Annotated in this window: 13 protein-coding genes and 1 tRNA gene; 2 read left to right on the top strand and 12 right to left on the bottom strand. The window is 34.2% G+C overall.

Annotation, left to right across the window (positions count from 1 at the left end; genetic code table 11):
- Positions 1 to 28 precede the first annotated feature (28 nt).
- The 3 genes from IE051_RS14050 to IE051_RS14040 are packed head-to-tail and all read right to left on the bottom strand — an operon-like array spanning position 29 to position 6,572.
- Positions 29 to 1,600, bottom strand: a complete 1,572-nt coding sequence (locus IE051_RS14050) for a hypothetical protein (protein WP_189361720.1) — start codon at positions 1,598 to 1,600, stop codon at positions 29 to 31.
- Between the two features lie 9 nt (positions 1,601 to 1,609).
- Positions 1,610 to 3,415, bottom strand: a complete 1,806-nt coding sequence (locus IE051_RS14045; protein ID WP_189361719.1) for a RagB/SusD family nutrient uptake outer membrane protein — start codon at positions 3,413 to 3,415, stop codon at positions 1,610 to 1,612.
- Between the two features lie 16 nt (positions 3,416 to 3,431).
- Positions 3,432 to 6,572: a SusC/RagA family TonB-linked outer membrane protein gene (locus IE051_RS14040; RefSeq protein WP_189361716.1), complete on the bottom strand. Its 3,141-nt coding sequence runs from the start codon at positions 6,570 to 6,572 to the stop codon at positions 3,432 to 3,434.
- Between the two features lie 476 nt (positions 6,573 to 7,048).
- Here IE051_RS14040 and IE051_RS18730 point away from each other — a divergent pair, with 476 nt between their 5' ends.
- Positions 7,049 to 7,153, top strand: a complete 105-nt coding sequence (locus IE051_RS18730; RefSeq protein WP_308427729.1) for an L-rhamnose mutarotase — start codon at positions 7,049 to 7,051, stop codon at positions 7,151 to 7,153.
- Positions 7,154 to 7,603: 450 nt separating this feature from the next.
- Here the strand turns inward: IE051_RS18730 and IE051_RS14030 are convergent.
- From IE051_RS14030 to IE051_RS14005, 6 genes are all read right to left on the bottom strand, one after another.
- Positions 7,604 to 7,673 (bottom strand) — tRNA-Cys (locus IE051_RS14030).
- 529 nt (positions 7,674 to 8,202) lie between these two features.
- Positions 8,203 to 8,868, bottom strand: coding sequence for a helix-turn-helix transcriptional regulator (locus IE051_RS14025; protein WP_189361715.1), 666 nt, complete (start codon positions 8,866 to 8,868; stop codon positions 8,203 to 8,205).
- A gap of 3 nt (positions 8,869 to 8,871) precedes the next feature.
- Positions 8,872 to 10,548 (bottom strand): tetratricopeptide repeat-containing sensor histidine kinase, encoded by a 1,677-nt coding sequence (locus IE051_RS14020; protein WP_189361713.1) that lies wholly within the window; start codon positions 10,546 to 10,548, stop codon positions 8,872 to 8,874.
- 181 nt (positions 10,549 to 10,729) lie between these two features.
- Positions 10,730 to 12,172: a T9SS type A sorting domain-containing protein gene (locus tag IE051_RS14015; protein ID WP_189361711.1), complete on the bottom strand. Its 1,443-nt coding sequence runs from the start codon at positions 12,170 to 12,172 to the stop codon at positions 10,730 to 10,732.
- Between the two features lie 298 nt (positions 12,173 to 12,470).
- Positions 12,471 to 14,636, bottom strand: coding sequence for a glycoside hydrolase family 3 C-terminal domain-containing protein (locus IE051_RS14010; RefSeq protein ID WP_189361709.1), 2,166 nt, complete (start codon positions 14,634 to 14,636; stop codon positions 12,471 to 12,473).
- A gap of 49 nt (positions 14,637 to 14,685) precedes the next feature.
- Positions 14,686 to 17,145 carry a glycoside hydrolase family 2 TIM barrel-domain containing protein gene (locus tag IE051_RS14005; protein WP_189361707.1) on the bottom strand — a complete coding sequence of 820 codons (2,460 nt, stop codon included), beginning with the start codon at positions 17,143 to 17,145 and terminating at the stop codon, positions 14,686 to 14,688.
- Between the two features lie 611 nt (positions 17,146 to 17,756).
- Here IE051_RS14005 and IE051_RS14000 point away from each other — a divergent pair.
- Complete coding sequence (locus IE051_RS14000; RefSeq protein ID WP_189361705.1) at positions 17,757 to 19,616, top strand: sulfatase-like hydrolase/transferase; 1,860 nt, start codon at positions 17,757 to 17,759, stop codon at positions 19,614 to 19,616.
- 310 nt (positions 19,617 to 19,926) lie between these two features.
- Here IE051_RS14000 and IE051_RS13995 read toward each other — a convergent pair whose 3' ends face one another.
- From IE051_RS13995 to IE051_RS13985, 3 genes are all read right to left on the bottom strand, one after another.
- Positions 19,927 to 21,327: a sulfatase gene (locus IE051_RS13995; protein ID WP_229796822.1), complete on the bottom strand. Its 1,401-nt coding sequence runs from the start codon at positions 21,325 to 21,327 to the stop codon at positions 19,927 to 19,929.
- A gap of 271 nt (positions 21,328 to 21,598) precedes the next feature.
- Complete coding sequence (locus IE051_RS13990; protein ID WP_189361703.1) at positions 21,599 to 23,416, bottom strand: alpha-1,3-galactosidase-related protein; 1,818 nt, start codon at positions 23,414 to 23,416, stop codon at positions 21,599 to 21,601.
- Between the two features lie 30 nt (positions 23,417 to 23,446).
- Positions 23,447 to 24,910: a sulfatase family protein gene (locus IE051_RS13985; protein WP_189361701.1), complete on the bottom strand. Its 1,464-nt coding sequence runs from the start codon at positions 24,908 to 24,910 to the stop codon at positions 23,447 to 23,449.
- Positions 24,911 to 25,559: the final 649 nt, after the last annotated feature.

The following is a 25,559-nucleotide window of genomic DNA, read 5'->3' as shown; positions in this document are numbered from 1 at the left end:
ACCTTTTAAACTTATTAATTAAAAAACTCTATGGCCTATCATCTACAATAAGAATACGTAAATCATCAATATAAATAGTACCTGATCCATTGTGTCTAAAATACACGTAGAAATCATTGCCTGTAGCCGGAGGCGCCCATTTTTTTGGTGCTCTTATGGTTGTCCAGGTCTCATCTGCAACACCCTGTATCAAATTATGCCAAAACTGTGTCACTGTACCACCTGCATTATTAATCCAAGGTGCTAAGAAATTTATTGAGGTCCCAGGAGCCTTATACACGTTATATTCATATTGAATTTGAACACCAGCTTCTAAAGTAAATACATCCACGATGTTCTCGAAGGCCGACCAGTTGCCCTTTTCATCAGCTGCAATTTTCAAACTATTTGACCCACTAGCTGCTTGTTCTGAAGATACTTCAATTGCCGTTGTTGGTAAATTCCCTGCTTCTGGCGTCCAATTCACGCCACCATCATCAAAATCAAATTTAATAACTTCATGCTGAAACATCGAGACTGGCAAATCAGTAAATGTTTCCGCAATACGCGTATCTGCCGATTCAAGCGCTGCGGTACCGTCATAAGAAACTGTAATAGCATCAGATCTGTATATTTGATCCTGTAATTTTATCTCTAGCTTTGTAGCATCAGATGGATTCAACGCAGTACTAGCAATAGTAAAAGGCGTACCATTCACGGTTACGGTAAATGATGCTGAAGGGTCTACAGTAATAGGTGCAAACTCTCCACTAAATGGGAGTACAATAGTTTGATTTTCAAGTTCAACAATATCTTCAGGAGTCACCTTAAAAGGGAGTGATGACGGTATCACATTAAAAGTCGCAGGGATTTTATAATTTTCAAAATCACCAGGTATATTAGGCCCTTGTCTACTTAAGTTTAAATTCCCTTTAAACTCACCAAGTTGATTCAATTGAATGACAGCTAAAGAATCTAGATTCGTTATGCCTGCAACGTTCCACACCCTAGTATTAGGCCTACCTGTAGTTGTTACATCAACAAACTCAAGTTGAGAACCTGCTTCCACCGTAATAACATCAGTTTCCGATTCATGAGGAACAACAATACCGTTTTGACGAATTAATATTTGAGGTACAATGGTATCATAAACATCTACAACAAAGGTAGTATCAATAATCCACTTTCCACCTTCTTCTTTGGCTGGAAAAACAAAATCATCAGCACCTCTATAACTAACAGAATCATTAAAAACATTATACAAACGAATAGTTCGTATTCCTGATTCGGTAAATAAAACATGAACTGTATTATCAGTACTTTCAGTAAATCGTGGTTCTATTATAAATTGTTCATAAACTGAATCTTGATTCTTAATTGGACCTTTAAGAAAAGCACTACTTTCTTCAATGGTCCAGGTATGAGATATTGCTCCTTGAGATAAATCTGAAAAAGAAGCATAATCATTAATACCTACACCTTGAACTTCTTGTCTAAATGCAGTAGTATACCAATTAACATCTGCAAACGAATTAGGCGCCTCGTAATCTGTACGTGAACAAGCTGTAAAAGCAGTTATAAATGCAATTACAAATCCTAGATATATTAATTTATTTTTCATTTTATATTTTTAATTTAAATTAGGGTTAGCCGTTACCTCACTATTTGGAATAGGATAGTAAGCATGCACACTTTCATTATAATTGGTTGCAGCTTGTTCAAAATCTATGTAAATAAATTTACCATCGGGAGCATCATCCCCTTCTATTAAAATAGAATTCCATCTTGTTGCAGGGTCTCCTTTTTCATCAATAAAAGGATAATTATCAGCCCAATATCTTCTGGTACTTAGGTCTTCAAAACGTTGTTTAATAACACCCCAGCGTCTTAAATCTAAAAAGCGTACGGCATGACCTTCTTCTGATAACTCTAAGGGTCTTTCTACATACATTAAATGCTCCATTAAACTTTGGGCATTATAAGCAACATTGTCATGTGAAGAAGATGGAAAGGCTCCAGAGCCATCTAAACCAACTAATTGCAGTGCAGAACGATACCTTACTGCATTAATAAGGTCCATAGCCTCATCAACTCCTCCATCATTTGAACCGCCTTCTATTAAACATTCAGCTAACATTAAATATACATCTGCTAATCTAACAAGACGCACATTTATTCCTGAACGTGAAAGTGGCACAAAATCTCTCTCAGAATCAACAGTAGCCCAATTGGTATATTTTCTAAAATAGGCTGGTTCGTCATTATTAAACAGGGTAGACTGCGCAGTTGTTAACCCTGCATAATACGGCGTATCTAAATCTTCTACTAAGGCTAACGTCTGTGAAGCACGAACTGAAAATGTTCTTAAACGTGTTAAAGTTGTAGGATCACAACCATCTTCACCATCTTCACAAGGCACATAGTTACGGGTATCATTTAAATCCATTTGTTCATTTCTATAAGCCATTTGTAACCAAGCACTAGGTTGTACAACTCTAAAACCACCTCGATTTGCAGGCGCAAAGGTTCTTGCTATATTATTTGAAACATTTTGTGAATCACCTGCATTAAGCTCCGACTTAAAATCTACAGAATAACTAACTTCTAAAATAGATTCTGAATTAAACTCTCCTGCTTCAGAAAAATTATCACCAATATTAGCAACTAATGCTCTACCATAATCACCATTGGTTACAATATCAACAAAATACTCAGAAGCTTTCGTATAATTCTCCTCATATAAATAACTTCTTCCTAATTCTGCAGCAGCAGCAGCAGCTGTAATACGCCCCTTATCATTGGTGTTTTCCCAAACTGGAGGTAAATTTTCATAAGCATATTCCAAGTCGGCTAAGTAAAATGCTTTAACCTTATCAGCAGTACTTAATGGTTGATAAAAATCACTTTCAGATTCAGGAATAAAATCAAAAATAGGTACACTCCCTTTATTATACATATTATATAAATACGAGTAACTAATACCCCTTAAAAATCTAGCTTGAGCAATCATTTGTCTAGTGAATTCTATCACTTCCTCATCCGTAAACGTGCCTATTAGATTCTCGCCATTAACGATGACTTGGTTTGCTCTAAAGATAGTGGTATATAAAGCAGACCACTTGTTATTTATTTCTGGTTGTGAATCATTAAACGTATGCAAATAATAGGGTACAAATTGATTATTCGGATTTGGTCTTCTAAACCCTGGCCAATTCAAATCAGACCTATTATTTTCTGGTGCTATATTTAAAATATTAACATTTTTAAATGCATTATAAACAGATGTTAATCCATTATCAAGATCTATGGTAGTTTTCCAAAAACTTCCAGTTGAAAGTTCGTTAGGGTTTGTTTTTTCTAAAAAATCATCGGAGCATGAAGTACTGCATACTATACACAGTAAAACAATAGTTATATTCTTTATTATTAATCTCATCTTTTCTAGTTTTTTTTTAAAATTTAAATTCTAACCCCGCTCTATATTGTGCACTTATTGGATAAACCCCTGCATCAATACCACGTGTATTTAATCCATCATTTCCTACCTCTGGATCAAAACCATCATAATCTGTTATAGTTAAAAGATTATCAGCTGCTATGTAAAAACGAAGTTTTTGAATTTTCATTTTCTGAGTTAGTTTTCTCGGTAGCGAATACCCCAAAGTGATGTTTTTTAATCTGGCAAAACTTCCATCTTGAATCCATAAATCGGTGTACCCACGAAAGTTAGCATTATCACGACCACGATATGCTGGAATATTTGAAGCTGTATTATTAGGCGACCATGAATATACAAGATCTCGATGTGTACCTTGTTTATAAGCGTATGCTTTACTACCGTTGATTATTTCACCACCAATTGCAGAATACCAATTCATAGAAAAATCAAAACCTTTGTAATTCGCATTAAAATTTAAGCCCAATTCATATTCAGGAGCTGCACTTCCACTATATACCCTATCTTCTGTTGTAATTAAACCGTCACCAGCATCGGGTATACCATCATTATTCGTATCCTCTGTAAGCTGGTCTACATATCGTAATGAACCTAGCTCTGCTGTAGGGTCTAGTTCTCGATATTCAGCTAACTCTTCCTCCGTTCTTACAAGTCCATCAGTTTCAATTAGGAAAAATGCACCCGCCTCATAGCCCTCTCTCAGTGCCGTAACCAGGTCTTCTCCGGGTAAACCTGGAGCTACTTGACTACCACTTAAAAAAGAGAACTTATTGGAGTCACTCATTCTTGTAATTAAATTTTTATTAGCTGAATAGTTCACACCAATATTCCAACTAAATTTCCCTTGATGTTTATAGTTAGCACTCCATTCCATTCCATAGTTTCTCATATCTCCAACATTAAGCACAACACTAGAATTATTTCCAGTACCGGCTCCCACTGATGGAGGTAAAACTACCGGGAATAACATATTGGTTCTAGATCCATCATACAGTTCACTTGTAACAGTTAATTTGTTCTTGAAAAATCCAAAATCCATACCAAAATTCTTTTCAATTTTCTTCTCCCATTTGGCATCAGGATTTTTAAACGCCTCTTGTATTGCCCCTAAAGCAAGTTCTTGTTCCGTTCCCGTTCCAAAAACATAATCATGACCTAAACCTACAGTAGGTTGCGTGCTATAATCTAATATACTCTGATTACCCGTTGTACCGTAACTAAATCTAACCTTTAAAAAGTTAAAGGTATCTCCAAAAATTTTATCCCAACCATATTCATCTGAAACGACCCATCCAGCAGATAATGATGGTGCATAAATCCATCTATTAGCTTCAGAAAAACGACTTGTTCCATCACGTCTAAGACTGGCGCTAAAAAGATATTTACCTTTATAATCATACTGAGCTCGTCCTAACATACCTATTAAAGTATTTTCTCTATCTTGATTCCAACCGGTTCCTGTGCCAACATTAGGATCTAAAGTAGTCCCGTTTAAGTTTGTAATCTCATTGTTAAAAATATCAAACCGTTCTGCAAAGAATGAGGTTCGTGTATATTTTTCAGTTGTATATGCACCTACTAAAGTTAACTGGTGATCTCCAAATTGTTTATTATAAGTAATAATACCATCTATACTTTGGCCTGTAGATCTATCACTGGTATTTCTTACACCAGACCTAATTTGTTGCGGAATAACATTCCCATCTATATCAAAGCTAACAAACAGCGGATTTACTCTAACTCGTGTATTATTAGTACGATTCAACGATGCTCTAGCCGTTAGCTTCAAGTTTTCATGTAATTGAAAATCAACCTGTGTACGGAAGTTGAAGTTATCCCCATTTCTCACATCAGTTTGCTGCAGTTTGGCCGATAAAAAACTTAAATTAAGCGCATCATTACTTGTATTAACACCTGAACTCTCATCAATAGTTGGTGCATCAGGATCTAGTTGTGGTTGGTAAGGTTTGTATTTATATCCATCCAGTAAAATTTGCCAAGGCGTATAGCTTTGCTCATCTGTTCTTAATCCAACACCTGTAGTTACGGTCCATTTATCTTTCTTATATGTTGTATTCACTCTAACATTAAGTCGTTCAAGACCTGAATTAATTAAAGACCCTACTTGATCAAAATAATTCACAGATACATTATAAGTTAGCCCTTGTTTACCTCCAGAAATATTTATTGCATGATTTTGAATTGGAGCCATATCTACTTGAAGAATATCCATTAGACTGGTATCATTTGTAAAATTAGCAGGGTTCTGCTCTAAAGTAGTAAACGAGTTGTTTGAAAACGTACCATTGACATTATTAAGTCTTAAAAATTCGGTGTACATAAATTGATCAAAGTTAGACAAGGGCACCTCTGATGTAATGTCTTGAACCCCATAATAACTATTTATACCGATATTCATTTTACCTACCTTACCAGACTTAGTGGTAATCAATATAACACCAGAAGAACCTCGTGTACCATAAATAGCAGCAGAAGCCGCATCTTTTAATACATCAATAGTTTGAATCTCAGCTACACTTAATTGAGGGTTCCCATCTTGTGGAATTCCATCAACAACATAAAGGGGTTCATTACTACCAAAAACAGAGTTAATACCTCTTATTAATATTACGGCATCCGAACCTGGTTGCCCACTACTAGCTGTAACATTCACACCTGCTATTTGGCCTTGAATGGCATTCCCAATATCTGAGGTTGCAATGCGTTCAATATCTTCGGCTTGAACTTGTGCTACCGCTCCAGTAAGTTCACGTTTCTTTTGAGCACCATACCCAATAACGACAACTTCTTCTAAGGACTCTAAATTTTCCTCCAAAGCCACATTTATGGTAGATTTACCATTAACAGATATTTCCTGGTCTTCATATCCTATGTAGTTAAAAATAAGAATGTCATCATTCTCGACTTGAATCTCGTAAGCACCATCAAAATCTGTAACAACACCTTTTGAGGTACCCTTTACAGCAATACTTACACCAGGAAGTGGTATACCTTGATCAGTAACATTCCCTTTTACAATTTTGGTTTGTGCTTGAACTAAACCGACCCCCAAAACAAACAAAAGTGCTGTCAAAAAGGTTCTGTGTTTAGAACTAACAAATAAATTAATTTTCATATATCCAATCATTTAAAGTTTAGTTTTACAAAACTTCATTTTTAATTCCTTTTTAAACAAAACGTATGTATTATAAACTAAAACATATGTCGGTTTTAAAGTTTCTGAGAAAGAAACACAACACATAAAATAAATCACAAAACACTTATTTTAAGACAGTTAAAACAAAAAACATAATGAAACAAAAAACAATTCATGATCGTTTTATGACCTTATCATAAAAAAATAGTGTATAGTTATATATACGGTTTATGATATTATAATTTCTAAAAACAAAGACAATTCTTAGTGAAGAACAGAGTAAAAATATCTCAAAGGACGTGACTTTGAGAAGCAGGCATTATAACAAGCGATAATAGTATGGCTTAAGAATTTTTAAAAGGCATGAAGCTAATGATGACTTACTTCACCAAACCTCTTAAATTTAATCAATTATGGAAAAACAAATTTAAAAAAAATAATGCCTAGCGTTAGATTTGGTAAATAATCAGGGTCTCATTGCAGAATACAAGAAGTTTCACGAAAATGTTTGGCCAGAAATTGAACAAAACATTAAATGTTTTGACATTAAAAACACCTAAATATATAGTATTGATAACCGTCTATTTATGATTCTAGAGGTTGATGACTCTTTTTCGTTTGAAAAAAAGCAAAAAGGGATGCTGAAAATTCTAAAGTACTTGAATTAGAGAATTTAATTTGGAAATATCAACAGGCATTACCAACTGCCAATTCGAGGAAAAATGACTGCTAACTCAATTAAGTTCAAGTTTCAAAATACCCTAATTGTGAACTACATATTTTAATTCATACAATGACGATATTCATTCTTGGAATAGACTAAGCCTTATTGTTCTATTTGTGAAAAAACAGCTCCTTTAGAAACTGTTCTTATGTCTATCCCTAGGCCTTTAAATCTAACACTCAAAATACAAGTATTAATAAAGAGCATATTTAATTCAACGTGATAAAACAGCGTCTTGCTCTAAAATAAATAAAAAAATCCCCAAACAAAATTTGGGGATTCATTGAGGCGCCGAACGGATTCGAACCGCGTATCAGGTCTTGCAAACCCTTGCCTAGCCTCTCGACCACGGCGCCATAATTCCTGATCCTAAAACAAAAAATGAAAGCCCAAAATCATAACAATCTTGAGCCTTCTTCATCCTCGCAAATGAATAGTATTATCAATACATCTATTTAAAATAGAAGAACGTTTTTGTACCAGTCTGTTTATTGCCTTAAAGAGCAGATAAACCTTCGATTTCACAGGCTAAATATAGTAAATGTGAATAATCGGAAACATGACAAAACTCATTATTCTATTACTTTATTTAAAATGCAATCATAATATTCGATGAAATGCATAAAACATCAAAAAACCTCAAAAATTTAAAACGCCTTTGAGGCGTCGAACGGATTCGAACCGCGTATTAGATCTTGCAAACCTTTGCCTAACCTCTCGACCACGGCGCCATAATTCCTGCTCTTAAAATAAAAAATGAAAGCTCAAAATCAAGATAACCTTGAGCTTTCTTCATCCTCTCAAAATGAATTCTATAATAGCACTACAATATTACTGTGGAATAAGTTGTCACCTTTACGGTATCCCGTAACTAAGCGATTTTTTTTAGATAAGACCTAAATCTTTGGTTATGGCCACTAAATGAATCGCATTATGCGCTTTAAACTGAATACGAAGTCTATTCAGTCTTTTTTCTATAGAACTCAGGCTTGATGGCGATATATTCATTGTTTTAAATATACCACTAATTTCCTCTTGCGATAAGCCTCTTGACAGTTGCTTCATCAATTCAATATCATAATCGTTAATTTCTAAATCCACTTTTGGACTTAAAGCATGAGCCACTTGTGGCGATACGTAAGTATTATGTTCTAAAATAGTTTTAATAGCTTGTTCTAACTCTAATAAACCTCGTCTACCCTTACATACATAGGCATCAATTTTATCCTGCTGCATTAAGCTTCGCACCCTTTGTATTCGGTCTTCAACAGAATAAACAATAACTTTCAATTCTGGACATTCCTTTTTCAAAGCTTTGATAAGCGACTCTCCTGAGTCATAAACTTGATCTCTATGGTCTGACTTAAACGACAAATCAGTGACTAATAATTGAAAGGGCTCATGACCAATTTTAGCCTTCTTAATTCTTAAATAAGCATCATCGCAATACATGACTTGTTCGATATTTTCAATACCTAGAGCGGTCAAAACCGATAACACCCCTTGGTTGATACTTCCCAGATCATCTGTTGCTAATACTTTTGTATACATAAATTAGATTGTAATTACGGCCTTAAACCCCTTGTTTATAGAGGATTCAAAATTAATGCTTCCGTTGATGGATGCCATACGGTTTTCCGTATTCTGTAACCCTCCTTTTATACTCAGTGCACAGCCTACCCCATTATCTTTATATTCAATTTGCGTTTTATGTTTTATTTGCTCGAAACCAATGACCACAATATTAGCTTTACTATGCTTTTTCATATTGGTCATTAATTCTTGAAGAACTCTATATAAAGTCATTTTATTTAAATCTGGCATGGCCTCCCAATTAATCTTATTTAAATTCTTTGTAATAACATTAACCTGTTCATTACTATACCCCATGAGCAAGTCTTTAATTAACACGTCAAAATGCTCAGTCACATCCAAGGTATTGTTCTCTTTTGAAATATCTCTGGTCTTATTATAAATACCTTCAAGTTCGTCAATGATTGTTTCGTCATCCTGGGGATGCGAGCCTTGTAATTTAGTCATGAGTTGATAAACATCATTAGCTACCTCATCATGCACCTTTTTAGATATTCTAGTTTCGGTCAAATACACTTGCCTAATCTTCTCTTTTTTATGTCTTGACTTCAACATGAATAGCAATAACACGGTGAGTAGAGCTCCAAAAATACTTATCGCCAAATAAAGCAATTTATAGGATTTTTCCTTGGCTTGTTTAAGTTCACTCAACTCCAATTTATGTTGGTTTTCTTGCAGTAATTTTTCTTTTTCTTCAACACCATACTTTATGGCTGCAAACTTATTTACCCTTTGCTGCTTGTTATAATTAACTTCATTATTCAAGGCTATATAGGCATCAAAATCAGGATTTTTTTCAAGTTTTAGCCTTAATTCAGCAGCTTTCAAATGATAAGCAGGTGATTCGATTTTACGAGTGACTTCTTTTAATTTAACGTAATAATAATTTGCTTTTTTAAGGCCTCCATTTTCTAAATAGAATAAACTTAATTGCTCATAGCTACCAAAAAGTCCTGATAAATCTTTAAGTATCAGCCTCATTTCCAGAGCCTGTTCCATGAGCATTAAACCTTCGGAAGGATTAAATTTAGACTTAAAGCTTCCATAATTATTTAAATACGTTGCTTTTATTGCTGAGTCAGGAAGCGTTAGGACCTCATCATAATAATCCCCTAGAATCTTAACCGCTTTTTCATAATCATTACCATCTGCATAAAGATTGGCTATATTTGAAATGATGGCAGCTCTATCCGTTTTTGAACTATTTAAATGTAATGCCCTCTCATAATAGTTTCTCGCAGCACCAACATCTTTAAGACTTCGATATACCATGCCTAAGTGATTGAACAATCGTTTTCTTGCATCTTTTGTTTTAGTACTATCTTTTACCCCATCCAAAATAGATAATGCTTCTATTCCTAAAACTTCACTTTCAAGAGGAAAACCCATTTTAAATTGACCATAGGCCATTAATTCAATATAATAGGCTGCTTTGATGGAGTCCTGTTTTTGAAGGGCCTTTTTAGATTGAGTTTTAAAATACACCAATGCCATGCCAACAGAATCCATATTTTTCAATTCAGAAATGACCTTATAATATTCTAAATCAGATTGCGCCCACCCTTTCGAACTAATTAGGCCAATGATATGGCAAACTAGCAGACAAAAAAAGAGGAATGAAGTGCTTTTAAATTTCATTCCTCAAATGTAATAACTTAATTTAATTTTGATACTGATTTCATCTTTTCAGTTGCATTTAGCTACTACCATAATCAAACTCTAAAACGGTTCATCAACATTTTATCAGCGGATGGTCTTATTGAATATTCAAAACGTGCTAAAGCATCAACAACTATGTATCGGAAAAGGCAACTCCTAATTATTCTTTAATAAATTTCATAATAACGGTGCTAATCGCTGTACTTATTTTAATCATATATAAACCGCTTTGCAGCATAGAGGTGTCCACCTCATTATTCCCAATTAGAACATTGCCCTTACCAACATATCTTCCCTGAAGGTCATACATTTGGTAATAACCTTCTAGTTCTGAACTCATGTGCAAAAGGTTTTTAACAGGGTTTGAGAATACCTTTATTTTGTCTTTAGCCTTTTCTAAAGTATCAACACCCAACGTGCCTATAGTTATATTCCCAACATTTGGAGGCGTTGTTGCCACGTTTTTATTATTGGTCTCTGAAATCTTGACATCCTTAAATACCATAGGATAAACGCCATTATTAATCTCAGAATCAATAAATACAGGCAGTTCTAAAATAGTCCCTGTCCCGGATGTTATTGTAGCGGAGGATAAAGAAAAAATAATGACCTTGTAGGTGTTTTTACTAACCTCTTGAGCTCTTATTGTAAACCCATCAAGTCTCGAGGTGCCTATAATTTCTTTTGGATTAAATGTAATGCCTTCGGGTAAAACAAAATCAAATTGTAAGCCTTTAACAACATCATTATTTGCCAAATTAAATGCTAAGGTTTCAGATGAACTTGGCGATAAGGCCTGGCTATCAACAAATAAATAATTTGATTGCGATAATGCGCTTGCTGTACTTTCTTTCGTTTTACCGGAAGACGTTTTTGAAGATGGATTTAATATAATATCCTGAATACCTAGCACATCAAAAACATCAATGGTGGCATCAAAATTAACATCTGCCAGATCAAAATAAAATGGCGATGGTGGGTTACCAAAAATATAATCAATAGTTGCTAATATATCTAAAACATTGACGTCATAATCGCCATTCGCGTCACCAAGGGGGTGGTTATAAACAGTTATTACACCGTCTAAAGGGCAATGGCAGGTGATATCAAGATTATCAACATCAGACAGTATGACATTGGTTACAGGAATAGGATAATCATCTTCTAAGGTCTCCCCATTAATAAAGGTTGGAAAGCTAAGTATCGATTTCTTCCCACAAGGAATGGTTTCATTGGTTAACGAAAACCCAACAACTCTATATGCATTACCACCTATTGCAGCGCATGTCACCTGAAAATTTGTTGGTAATTCTGTTTTAGTAAGATCTAAAGGATCAAAAACAAATCCATCAGGAAATGTGATATCAAATTGAAAGCCTTTTATTAATTCAGTACTTTTCAAAGTCAAATTAATGTCACTAGTTCCTCCTGCAAAGCCAATGTTGTCTTCAACAGTTAAACAATTGACTTTCTTAATGCAATCCTTATCCTTTCCGCCATCAGTAATAGTCCATCCATAGTTTTCAATGATTGAGGCTCGCGCAGTTTCTCCATTACAATACCTAGTAGCACCGGCACCAAAACTCACATTGGGTTGGAGCACTTGTTTTTCCCAACCCTTTGTTGATACGATAGAACTACTATTAAATAGCCCCCTATGGCTTCATTGACGCCATTGAAAGATCACTTATTATTTCTGAGAATCCTAATCGCATATTTGATAATAACGATCGAACGTTGTTGATAAGAACTAATACTTTATTAAATAGATTGAGTTAAAAAAAGCTTTAACAATTAATACTAATGTAGAGACAGGAAGTTTCTATCAAATATTGTAGTCAAATCAACTATTAAAACTATGAACAGGGCTGTTTTTTATATACTGCATACACTTAAAACCATTACTTAACCTTCAAAGTGGCAGAAACCGGTTTTGCTCCTCCTAAATCTAAACTACGCTGTGAAGGTAAAGCCCCACCAACATGAATAGTATATTTCCCTTTTCTTAAAACTTCTTTACCTTCTTCATCAAATTGATTAAAGGTTGCTTTATTTAACTTAAAATTGATTGTTTTTGTTTCTCCAGATTTTAAAAACACTCTTTTAAATGCTTTTAAGTCGAAAATAGGATCTTCAGTTCCTGCCAATGGTGAACTTATATAAAGTTGTACCACATCTTCAGCGTCATATTTCCCTGAATTGGTAACATCAACGGAAACATGAAATGTTTTATCAACCGCTAAATCATTATATTCAAACGTTGTAAACGACAATCCAAAACCAAAAGGATAAAGCGGTTCTTCAGTCATGTACTTATACGTTCTACCTTTCATATTGTAGTCCTCGTAGGCAGGCAACTGATCTACTGCTTTTGGAAATGTAATCGGTAATTTACCTGAAGGAGAAATATCACCAAAAAGGATGTTAGCTAAAGCGGTTCCGCCCTCTTCACCGGGATACCATGCAAAAACAACGGCATCCACTAAATCATGAAGTTCAGGAATGGCAATAGGACTACCTCCTGTTAATACCAAAACAAGTGGTTTTTCAGATTTTCCTCGCATCTTTTTGATGAAATTGATTTGATTTTCAGGCAGTTTCAAATCTTTTTTATCGCCTTTAAATGTAGATGCTATAGCTTCTCCTTCTTCCCCTTCATATAACCCAGAGATTCCCATAACGGCAATCGTTACATCAGCATTTGCAGCATTGCCAGTGGCCCAATCTATGGGATTTGAATTTTCTCTAAAGGGTAAAACACCATACTTATAATTAATGCTAGTCCCTGCACTTACCTCATTTACAATACCATCTAAAATCGTTTGAGAACGTCCTGTTAATCCGTAGTAATTACCTAATAAAACTTCCTCACTAGATGCATTTGGTCCAACTACATAAACCGTTCTAGTGTTCTTTTTTAAAGGCAGAATGTTATTTTTATTTTTTAAAAGTACAATCGACTTTTCGGCAACTTCTTTTGCTATAGCACGATGTAGTTCAGAATTAACAACTTGGGATGTAATGTTATCATAGGGATTTGCTCCTATAGGATCAAACATTCCAAGTTTAAATCTGGTTAACAAACTCTCTTTTAATCTGAGATCAATTAAATCTTCAGTAATTAAATTTTGTTCTAAAGATTTCTTTAAAACCTTATAAACATTTCCACAATTAATATTTGTTCCGTTTATTAAGGCCAGAGCTGCAGATTCTTCAGGTGTTTTTGTTACTTTATGAAATCTATGAAAATCACTTATGGCTCCGCAATCTGAAACAATATAACCTTTAAACCCCCATTCTTTTCTTAAAATATCTTGTAACAAATATGGACTTCCGCTACAAACTTCTCCAAGCGTACGATTATATGCCCCCATAACACCTTCCACATTTGCTTCCTGAACTAGCGCTTTAAATGCTGGCAAATAAGTTTCAAAGAAGTCTTTCTTGCTAACTTCGGCATTAAACTCATGCCTTAATTCTTCTGGGCCGGAATGCACAGCATAATGTTTTGCACAAGCTGCCGCTTTCATATAATCAGGATTATCGCCTTGTAAACCTTTCACAAAACTTACACCTATTTTACTGGTTAGAAACGGATCTTCTCCGTAGGTCTCTTGACCACGACCCCAACGCGCGTCTCTAAAAATATTAACGTTTGGTGACCAAAAAGTTAAACCGGCATATCGACCTCTATTATCAAGTTTTATGGCTTCGTTGTATTTTGCTCTTGCCTCATCAGAAATAGCAGTACCTACTCTATGAATTAATTCTTCATCAAATGTAGCTCCAAAGGCAATAGCCTGAGGGAACACAGTTGCTCTACCATTTCTTGCTACCCCATGTAAAGCTTCATTCCACCAATTATATTCAGGTATCCCTAAACGTTCAATAGGTGGACAAACATCTAATAACTGAGATGTTTTTTCCTCTAAAGTCATCGCTTCTATTAAATAATCTATACGCTCATTATGACTTAACGCCGTATCAAACCATTTTTGATTAGAATTTTGACCGTGTATAACTAACGGCATTAATGTAATAACTATAAAAATCTTAAATAGTTTCATAATATTATATTTCTATATTCTATAACCTAAATTCTAAAAGATGCTTCACCTACTTTGTTTGAACCGTGACACTTTTAGATTTTAATCCTTTAGATGTTGCCTTTAAGGTAATGGTTCCTGAATGCTCTGACGATTTCAAAACAGCCAGACACATACCGCTAAAGGTTTTTCTATGATTTGCTTGAAAGGATTCCACACTGATTTGGTTGCCGTTATCAACAGCTATTAAACGACCTGCTCCTTTGACTGAAAAATTAACCAGATTATCAGCCATAGGACATAAATTTCCATTTTTATCTTCTATTCTAACCGTTACATAAGCCAAGTCGACGCCATCTGCATTGATTTCAGTTCTGTCAACGGACAGATTGATCTTAGCAGGCTTTCCTGCTGTAAATATTTGCTCTTCTTGTACTGGTTTTCCATCTTTATAACCAATCACTCTAATATCCCCTGCTTTATAAGGTACATTCCAGGATAGCCTATATTTCGATTGAAACGTTTCGCCTTCGTAATCATTAAAACTAACCAAAAGTTCTGTTAAATCTTTACCCTTAACTTTTTTACCCATAGACTTTCCATTCACAAAAAGCTCTGCGGAATCACAATTGGTATAACAATACACAGGAATATCTTGACCTTCCATACCTTTCCAGTTCCAATGTGGCAAGAGGTGAATCATAGGCTTGGTAGTCCATTGACTTTGGTATAAAAAGAATCTGTCTTTTGGAAATCCACATAAATCCACTGCTCCAAAGTAAGAACTTTTAGAAGGCCAATCGTCATTCCAATAGCCATTTGTAGAGTTATCTCTTCCACCGTAGGGTGTTGGTTCTCCTAAATAATCAAAACCAGTCCAAATAAACTCGCCCATAACATGTGGATTTTGTTCTTGATAATGAAATTCAATATCTGGTGGATAGGCCCAGACAGGCCCTATTAAATCATAACTTGTTACATGTTTAGATTCATGAACTCTATATTTTTCAATTGGCAAATGATAAATACCACGACTACTGGTACAACTTGACGTTTCGGTAGCCACAAATGGTAGTTCCGGGTAATTATTTCTCACATCAACATAATGTGTTGGTTTGTAATTCATACCAGCTATATCTACTTGTTGCGCCATATTATTATCATATGGGCTAGAATAATGGTTAAAACCAGCTGAAGTTGGTCTTGTTGGATCTATTTCTTTACAATAGGCGTTTAATCGTTTTGCTACTTTCCACCCATTTTTCTTATCCTTTTGTTCTATGATTTCATTACCTATACTCCACATTATTATTGATGGATGATTTCTGTCTCTCTTAATCATATCCTTTAAATCTCGCTCCCCCCATTCATCAAAAAACAAGTTATAACCGTTTGGTACTTTTTCCATTTTCCAAACATCAAAAGCTTCATCTTGAACCATTAATCCTAATTCATCACAAAGCTCTAGTAATTCTCTTGACGGTGGATTATGACTTGTACGAATGGCATTAACGCCCATACTTTTCATGATTTGTAATTTTCTTTCATCTGCTCTACGGTACACCGCAGCCCCTAAAGCACCATTATCATGATGCAAACAAACCCCATTAAAACGTACTGGTTTGTCATTTAAGAAAAAGCCATCTTTAGTGTATCTAATTGATCTTAAGCCAATACGACTTTTATAAGTATCAACCACATTTCCGTTTTGAGTAATAGTGGTTACAACATCATATAAATTCGGGTTTTCTGTATCCCAGCGTTTTGGGTTCTTAATTTTAGAAAACAGCTGTGAAGTACCAGATGTATTAGCGGCTACTGAAATGGTTTCATCAATAAAAGATACTGATTCTCCTTCCGGTGAAAAGTATTCGTGATTTACTTTTACTTCAACTGACTCACTACTTTTATTCACCACTGTCGTTTCATTTTGAACCACAGCTAAATCTTTAGTTACAGTTGGTGTTGTAATATAAGTACCCCATTGGCCTACATGCACTTTGTTATCAATTTTCAACCATACTGAACGGTATATTCCGGCTCCAGGATACCATCGTGTTGATAAATCTTCTGGTTTCAATTTAACGGCTATCACATTATCAGAACCATCATACTTTAAATGTTTACTGATGTCATACTCAAAACCGATATATCCAAATGGTCTATTACCAATGAACTCACCATTAACCCATACATGGGCATTGTACATGGCACCTTCAAATTCAATTCTAACAACCTTTCCTTTGGCATCTGCTTCCATTTTAAAATGCTTACGATACCAGCCAGTACCGTGAAATGGCAACCCTCCAGAACGTGCATTATATTTAATATCAAAAGGACCTTCTATAGCCCAATCATGCGGGAGGTTTAAATTTCTCCAATCGGAATCATTAAATTCAGGTGCTTCCGCGCCTTCAGCCTCCGCATTATAGAACTTCCACGATGCATTAAAATTTATGTCTTGCGCTTTCATTTCAGAATAGCCCAAAAAGAAAATAGCTAGACATAGTAAAATGTTGAATTTCTTCATAATTATTTATGTGCTTTTAATTTAGTTATAGTTGTCCAATGAAGTTCTATTGTCTTCTATTTGCTTAAACACTAAAACCTTATATTGTTTTAAGAATGGCATATAATAAAAAGCAGCCCAAAGGTTATAATTAGATAAAAGGTTAATGATTAGATATGTATTTTTTATTTATCATATGACCTATTATTATTGAGACTCTTTCAATCTACTTTACATGTAATAATATGGCAATTGGACACCTTCAAATATATACAAAAATGCATGTTATTTTTTATGACTAGCACTTCCAATTTTGGGTTTTTCAATAAAAAAACACATTTGTATTATAAACGAAATCATATGTTTTACTCAAGCTCCAAATACAAAAATTAAAAATCATATGTTATCTATACTAGCTCATATGGTGCAACATTTAGATTAGCTATAATTTATATTTGAATAAGGCAACAATTGCGTTACAACTAAATTTTAATAAATAAAAACACCTAAAGTTATGCCAAGTAAGTATGCTTATAAAATTACTCTAGAAGGCTATACTGAAAATGAAATTGGAGGAACTGTTACCCCTCATACAGATTAATTAACTTTACATTTCAACTTAAACATTATATATGCATTCATCAAAATTTAGCTTAGTACTTTCTCTGACATTATTCAGTATCCTAAGCGCATGTGACTCAAAACCAGTTGAACTAGCACCACCAAATATAGTTTGGATTACTTCTGAAGACAATTCTAAGCATTACATGGACTTGTTTGATGATCATGGCACCCAAACGCCAAATATTGAAAAACTTGCAGATCATGGGATTCGCTTTACTCATGCATTTTCAAATGCCGCCGTTTGCAGCGCTGCAAGATCAACGTTAATATCTGGTTCTTACGGCCCGAGATTAGGAACTCACTATCATAGAAAACTTGAAAAAGTACCAATGCCAGAAGGGCAAGAAATGTTTCCTTACTATTTAAAGCAAGCTGGATATCATACCACAAACAATTCTAAAGAAGATTATAATATATTTAAATCGGATAGTGTTTGGGACGAATCATCAAAAAAGGCGACATGGAAAACTAGAAAACCTAATCAACCATTTTTTCATGTTTTTAACATAGGCACCACACATGAAGGAAAGCTACATTTCACGGAAGAGGACGTGAAAGCAGGCACAAAAACGAATCCTGATTCAACGTTTATATTTCCAAATCATCCGCAAACCGAACTGTTTAAATACACCAATGCACTTTACTTAGACAAAATAAAGCAAATGGATGCTGAAGTTGGACAAGTAGTTGATGAACTTAAAAAGGAAGGGCTGCTAGAAAATACATTTATTTTCTATTTTGGCGACCATGGAGGCGTGCTTCCTGGTAGTAAAGGCTACCTATACGAATCTGGCTTACACGTGCCTCTAGTTGTTTATATCCCCTCTAAATATGAAAATTCTATCAACCTTGAACCTAATACTCGCTCAGATGCTTTTGTAAGTTTTGTTGATTTTGGTCCTACGGTTTTAAACTTAGCTGGTGCAACAATTCCTGAAGGTATTGACGGCAAACCATTTCTAGGTAAAGATGTGACAAAAAAAGACTTAGCTAATAAAAATGAAAGTTTTAGCTATGCTGATAGATTTGATGAGAAATACGACATGGTTCGTGCGCTTAGAAAAGGCAAGTATAAATATATTAGAAACTATCAAGCCTTTAATTTTGATGGATTAATGAACGAGTATCGCTACAAACAACCGGGTTACAGAGAATGGAAAAACCTATATGAAGCGGGTGAATTAAATGCTATTCAATCACAATTTTTTGAACCAAAACCTGTGGAAGCACTTTATGATTTAGAGGCTGACCCTTATGAAACAAATAACTTAGCAAACAAAGAAGGCTATGCCAATACCCTTCTAGAAATGCGAGAAAATTTAAATTCTCGCGTTAAAAACATGCCCGATTTATCGTTTTATCCTGAGTTCTATCTAATTGAAAATGCTTTTGAAAACCCTACACGATTTGGACAAAGACATAAAACAGATATTCAAAACTATATTGACATTGCTAATCTTAGTTTGGGAAATTTTAATAGTGTTAAATCTAAAATTGAAACTAGCTTAAAATCATCTGATCCTTGGATACGCTATTGGGCCTTGATTACATGTAGTAATTTTGGTAAAGATGCCATAGCATTAAAAGATCAAATAAAGACTATGTCAATAACAGATAACGAAGCTATAAATCGAGTTCGGGCAGCCGAATTTTTGGGATTAATAGGTGCGGAAAGTCCAATTAAGATTATGACTGATGCTCTATATAATACTGAAGATTCATCTGAGGCTTTATTGATTTTAAACTCGATGACCTTAATGAAAGAGTGCAAATTAAAATATGCATTTGATATTGATAGATCAAGGCTTAAAAACAATATGTTATCTATTAAACTAATAAAAATTCGAGTGGATTACCTAGCCAGTTAATCCCTAAAGAATCTTCAAAATATCTTATTATAAGGGTTGATATATTAAACAATAACAGCAATTCTAGTTTTAGGTGGGCTTGAATTTTATGACTTATCCTCTCATTAAAAAGCTCGAAAGGTCCCTAAAACAAAAGCTATTTAGGATGTTCTATGTGTTAACCGTTAAACAACCGCATTATTAACACTTAGCTCTAAATCCTTTCCTAACTATTCTAAGCCATAGTCTTCGTTAAATTGTCCCACGAGAGGATTGCAAAATATTCTGGGATAGTTTGATTAAATTAATGTATCCCAAAACGTTTAATTTATTAAAATGAAGGGACAGCTTCTTTTTCCCAAATTAATATATCGTTCTTAAGTTTTGTTTCTATATCCAAACCTTGACCTATGAGATCGTTTTGTTCACTAATATCTTCTGCCACATTAAATAATTGAAATTTACCGCTATGGTACTTCACTAATTTCCAATCATCATAAATAACTGCGGCGTATTGGTCTTCATAACTTCTAAAAAAAAAGATATTGCGTTGTTCAATTTTATCTTCTTTCAGAATAGGCATTAAACTCACACCTTGAATGTCTTTATTCTTATAATTGTCACCAGATGCTATTTCTATTATCGTTGGAAAGAGATCAATTGATTGTACAGGTATATTGGATTCTGTATTGGGCTTGGTTAATCCAGGGTAGCTTATTATAAACGGTACTCTTGCCCCCCCTTCACCTAAAGTATTACCTCCTTTTTTTCCACCATTTAAAGGTGCATTAGAATATGCTCCACCTTGATCTGATATTACAATAACAACCGTATTATCTTCAATTGCTTTAGCCTTTAATGCTTTTCTAATTCTTCCAATAGACTCATCCATAGCTTCTACCATAGCTGCGTGATGTGCATATTTACCTTTTAGTCCAGCATCTTGATACTTCTTTAATAAATCTTTTCTTCCAACTGAAGGCCCATGAACTGAATAATACCAAAAGGATAACATAAATGGCTGTTTGTTATCGTAATTCTCGATAAAATCTACAGCACCATCTGTAAGTACATCTGTTAAATAATCACCCTCCTTATAATCTTTTTGAAATGCTTTTGGATCACCGCTTTGAAAGAAAGGATAGTAATAACTTTTTGGATGTCCATTATCAGTAGTTCCAAAAGTTTTATCGAACCCTTGAAATTCTGGATAGTGCTTTCCTTCTCCTAGGTGCCATTTACCAATAAACATATTGTAGTACCCAAGCTCTTTTAATTTTTCGGCATAGGTCACTTCTTCTAATGGTAGATAATTTCTTGAAGGTCTCTGCACAGGGTCTTTAGGCCAAATATTATACTCTTCATTTATAAAATGTTCTTCTTCTGGAATATGCCTTGACATCTCTAATCGCACTGACTCCTTCCCTGTTAACAAACTTGCTCTACTGGGACTACAGGTGGGTGTTGGAATATAGCCACGCTTAAACTCTAAACTTTCCTTTTTAAACTGGTTTAGGTTTGGCGTATGAAACGTGTCATTTCTGTAACCAATATCAGACCAACCCCAATCATCAATAAACAACAAAACAATATTTGGTTTTTGCTTATTAACACATTGATCACTCGAAACAACCGAAGTTACTTTTTCTTTGTTTTCTTTACAAGACAATGACATCAGAGCAAATATTAGAACCAATAAGGTATTTTTATAACTAGCTTTTTTGTACAACATAAATAAATGCTTTTCTAGGACGTTTAACAAAATATACAAACAATTGAATATTAGATTTGAGTTTATTTCTAAGGTATAAAAATAGGCTCGTTAAATCTGTCTTGTTTATTTTAAAACTTATAAGTTTCTTTTGTTATCAAAGATATGAGACTTATAAATTTTTAGTTTTTTATGCACATAAATTGGGAAAATAACGTCCCTATAAAAGTAAAATTGTTATGGCTGCTTTAAAATTGTTTTTCATATGTTCTGCAGTGTAGAAATAAACTTATTATTTCAAATTCTTAAATCCCTTATTTTTTTTAATTTTCAATGTTTTCATAGAGACAGCATCGGCTTTTAAACTATTCTCGCAGTTACCATCATAAGTATTGTTCATAATTTCCACATTCATACAATGTTCTAAATCAAAGAGAGGCGCATCTGGAAACTGCTGTTTTTCGGTGTCTGTTTGTTTTATCGTATTGTTCCTAATAATCAAACCATCTACCCTATCGGCCCAAACAATTCTATTGTCAAATGTTTTAATTGTATTGTTTTCAAAAACAATATTTCTATCATACGGCATGGTTTGATCAAACGTTTTTCCCAATCTAGGTGACACCTTTAAAACGGCATGTTCTGGTCCTCCATATGCACAATGTTCGAAACGATTATTTCTAATTATTACATCTTCAACATTTCCAGATTCAAACCAAAAAAAGGTTTCACCACGCAGCATTATTGATGACATCATTGAAGACAAATCATTATCCTCAATAACAATTCGCTTTGGTGTTTTAATAATAATATTCCGTGCTCTATGATCTCTAATCACATTACCTCGCATCGTAAAAACAGGATTCCATGTTTTATTTTCTAGAATATCGCCTGCTTTCAAATTAGAAGGCACATTTTCAGTAAAAGTAATCTCTCTAAACTTTTCGTTAATCACATAAACGGACTCTACTATGCCTTCTAAAGCTCGCTGCGGATTTGGCTGTTGAATAAACCAAACAGCATCACCTTTGTCAGCAAACTGAAAACCCATTTGTTCAAAATGCTTCAAAGCAACTTGAACTGTTTTTTCATTAATCACTTTAATCACTTCAACATAGGTACCACGTACGTTAGTACCATCATCATACATGCCCTCAATACGGCAATTTTCTATTAAAACATTGCCTTTACAATTGGCAAAATGAGTAGCATCAGCAGTAGATGAAATCACTCTATCTGAACCATCACGAATATAAACTCCAGAGTTTACAATATTTATATCCTCACAGCGCTCAAACAAAAAGCCCATCCCTAAGGCATGATGAATAATAACATTATCAAAATTTATATGATTTGAACGTCTAGCCAGAAATGCGGGTGCATACCTGTCTTTTTCTCTATCTCCTTTTGAATTTAATACCGTTCCAACACGAGGTAGATGCTTCATGTGCTTCTGATGAATACGAAGATTACCTTTTGGCAACTTTTCAACATATTCAGGATTTAAATGCATATCCCAGGCGCCATAATCTACAGCTTTGGTTTTTTTATTATGAGGTAACGTACTTCCTAAGCTGTTATATTCAAAATTATCAATTCCAGGAAAAATGATTCTCCCTTTACTCAAATTCCAAGAAAAACCTTCTGTATAAGGCTTGACATCCATATATCCCTCTTCTTTATTAATGGCCAAAACATCAGCTTGAAAGACAAATGGAATATCCCAGTCCACTGTTAGGTTTGTTACTTTTATTTTTTGGCAATCTTCAAAAACGAAAGGTGCAATAGTTCCGTGAAACAAAAACTCAGAACCTTGACCATCAATTTCAACTGAATTAAAACCACTGAAATTAAAAGCGATTTTTTTAAACCCATTGCCGTGATTGGTGATATATAAAAATTTCCCTAATGCATAGTCTGAACGGAAACTATAAACACCTTTCTCAAAAATAAGTTTGATGTCTTTATCTTTTGACTTTTCAATGGCTTCTCTAACTTTTAAAGTCATATCACCATCTTGATTTTTAAACTCGATAACTTCGGTAGCACTTAAAAATTTTGATGAGATTAAAAAAAGTATTAAAGCTGTTTTTAAGATATAATGTTTCATTAAGATGAATTATTTATCGTTCTGTATTGTCTATAAATTTACGCCTGTTCCTTGTAAGCTAGACTCATGATCCCACATTATCATCCAAGGATCTGAAGTGTCTTTTTGAAATTTTTTCAACTTTACTTTCATGGATTCTAGAACTTCTGAGTATTTCTCATTATCCGCTAAATTGTTTGTTTCCAGCGGATCATTTTCTAAATTGAACAATTCAAACTCCGGTCTAAATAGATAATCTTTAACCTTACGAGGCCCAAAATATTCAATATCATTCCTGTAGATAGATTGCCATGTGGAAGCGGCCCATAAATCTGAAGCAAATGGATATTCTAAACGCCAAGCTATATTCCAAATTAATTTATAATTTTTATCAATAACCACGCGCATGGGGTAATACATGGTAATTTCATGAAAGGTATGGGAAGCGTAAATAGCATCCCATCCTTTTGGATTTTCAGTATCGATGATATTCTTGAAGGATTTTCCGTGAAATGCTGTTTTATCATAACTCACATTGGCAAAATCTAAAATTGTTGGCGTTAAATCTACCCAAGAAATTTTTGCCGTGTTCGTGATTCCTTTTTTATTAGAAGTTGGGTCTTTTATGATACAAGGTAGTTTTATACCGGTTTCATACACTGTAGTTTTCGCTCCTGGAAAAGCCATACCATTATCTGAAATATAAATTACAATGGTATTTTCCAGCTTGTTCGCATCTTTTAAATGATGCATAAGCCGTCCAAAACCTTGATCTATTCTTGAAACACTTTGGTAATACTGAGCAATCTCTTCTCGTGTTTGTTTTGTGTCTGGTAAAAACGCTGGAACCAAAACCTCATCGGGGCTATAGGTTATCTGTTCAACATCTTTATACCCTTCTTTTTTATTACCAAAACTGTTAGGCATATCCCATTTTTCTGGAGTAAAAGGATGCCCTCTATGCGGATCATCTGTGCAAAAATATAGGAAAAATGGTTTTTTAGAATGTATCACAGCTTTTGAAGCATCAGCCATTTCAACCGTATTTCTAGGATCGGCCTCAAGCACTTCATCAAATTGATAGACAGCTTCTGGAGCAACGTGATATTTACCTATTCTAGCGGTAACATACCCGGCTTCAGTTAATCTATTTGATAAAGATTTCACATTGTCATAAGTACTGAAATGGTGATAGTCGTGTACATGTCCGTAAGACCCTGTTGCATGACCGTATAATCCTGAAAGAATTACTGATCTACTTGCTGCACAACTAGCACTTGTACAATAGGCATTTGTAAATTTAACGCCTTCGGAAGCTAACTTATCTAAATTGGGTGTTTTAATGATTTGATTACCATAACACCCTAAGGCATCCATACCATGATCATCTGAAACAAACAGAATAATATTAGGGTTTGAAGTTGCTGAGTCCTTTGGTTTAGTTTCTTTCGATTTTGAACAAGTAAACACAATACATAGTACTAATACATAGGCTATTCTTAAAGCTGTTCTCATTATGGTCTAATTAAGTTTAGTTAATGTGTCTGTCTAATAAAACACGATAGTCTCATTTTATTTTAAATTAATAGGCTTAAAAGGCCCGTCTTTTCAGCCACTGTACTTTTCCTTAGTTGTGACTATTTCATTGTTTTGCGCTAATACATTGATTAAACAATTAAATTCCAAGGTTCTCTAAGTATATAGTGAAACTCCTTGTTCCTTGAAACTTATTTTACATAGCGCATCCGTAAGAGATAGTAATTTCCAACCTTCACAATTAAAATCCACATTTTTCTATATAGTAAGAAAGTCCATTCTTTCAATAGTTGTTTTTCCATTAAAATTAAAGGGACTTACTAAAATTAGATACATTTCTTATAAATGGGGGATTTGTTGCAATATACGGCTTTATCCAGTTCTGATAGTTTAACAAATATGTCATTTTCGAACTGCTTTTAAGCAAAGTCGATTTTTTAATAACTTAACTTTTTCATAATGACACCAACCCTAATTCCAAAGGTATTATCTTATTCTAGATCCTTTACCTCTATACAATTGTTCATTATTTGATTCAAGAGTACTTAAGATAAACACCTACCATGTAAAACTACTCATTGGACATGCGAACTCTGGAATAAATGAAGAATAGACGTGTAAATTTCTA

This window comes from Algibacter mikhailovii, assembly GCF_014651495.1.
Lineage (GTDB): Bacteria > Bacteroidota > Bacteroidia > Flavobacteriales > Flavobacteriaceae > Algibacter_E > Algibacter_E mikhailovii.
This window is presented reverse-complemented; position numbering and strand designations above follow the sequence as displayed.

What these genes read in the sequence shown, in the direction of transcription:
- IE051_RS14050 (WP_189361720.1), bottom strand. Translation starts at nt 1,600, where the DNA reads ATGAAAAATAAATTAATATATCTAGGATTTGTAATTGCATTTATAACT.
- IE051_RS14045 (WP_189361719.1), bottom strand. Translation starts at nt 3,415, where the DNA reads ATGAGATTAATAATAAAGAATATAACTATTGTTTTACTGTGTATAGTA.
- IE051_RS14040 (WP_189361716.1), bottom strand. Translation starts at nt 6,572, where the DNA reads ATGAAAATTAATTTATTTGTTAGTTCTAAACACAGAACCTTTTTGACA.
- IE051_RS14025 (WP_189361715.1), bottom strand. Translation starts at nt 8,868, where the DNA reads ATGTATACAAAAGTATTAGCAACAGATGATCTGGGAAGTATCAACCAA.
- IE051_RS14020 (WP_189361713.1), bottom strand. Translation starts at nt 10,548, where the DNA reads ATGAAATTTAAAAGCACTTCATTCCTCTTTTTTTGTCTGCTAGTTTGC.
- IE051_RS14010 (WP_189361709.1), bottom strand. Translation starts at nt 14,636, where the DNA reads ATGAAACTATTTAAGATTTTTATAGTTATTACATTAATGCCGTTAGTT.
- IE051_RS14005 (WP_189361707.1), bottom strand. Translation starts at nt 17,145, where the DNA reads ATGAAGAAATTCAACATTTTACTATGTCTAGCTATTTTCTTTTTGGGC.
- IE051_RS14000 (WP_189361705.1), top strand. Translation starts at nt 17,757, where the DNA reads ATGCATTCATCAAAATTTAGCTTAGTACTTTCTCTGACATTATTCAGT.
- IE051_RS13995 (WP_229796822.1), bottom strand. Translation starts at nt 21,327, where the DNA reads ATGTTGTACAAAAAAGCTAGTTATAAAAATACCTTATTGGTTCTAATA.
- IE051_RS13990 (WP_189361703.1), bottom strand. Translation starts at nt 23,416, where the DNA reads ATGAAACATTATATCTTAAAAACAGCTTTAATACTTTTTTTAATCTCA.
- IE051_RS13985 (WP_189361701.1), bottom strand. Translation starts at nt 24,910, where the DNA reads ATGAGAACAGCTTTAAGAATAGCCTATGTATTAGTACTATGTATTGTG.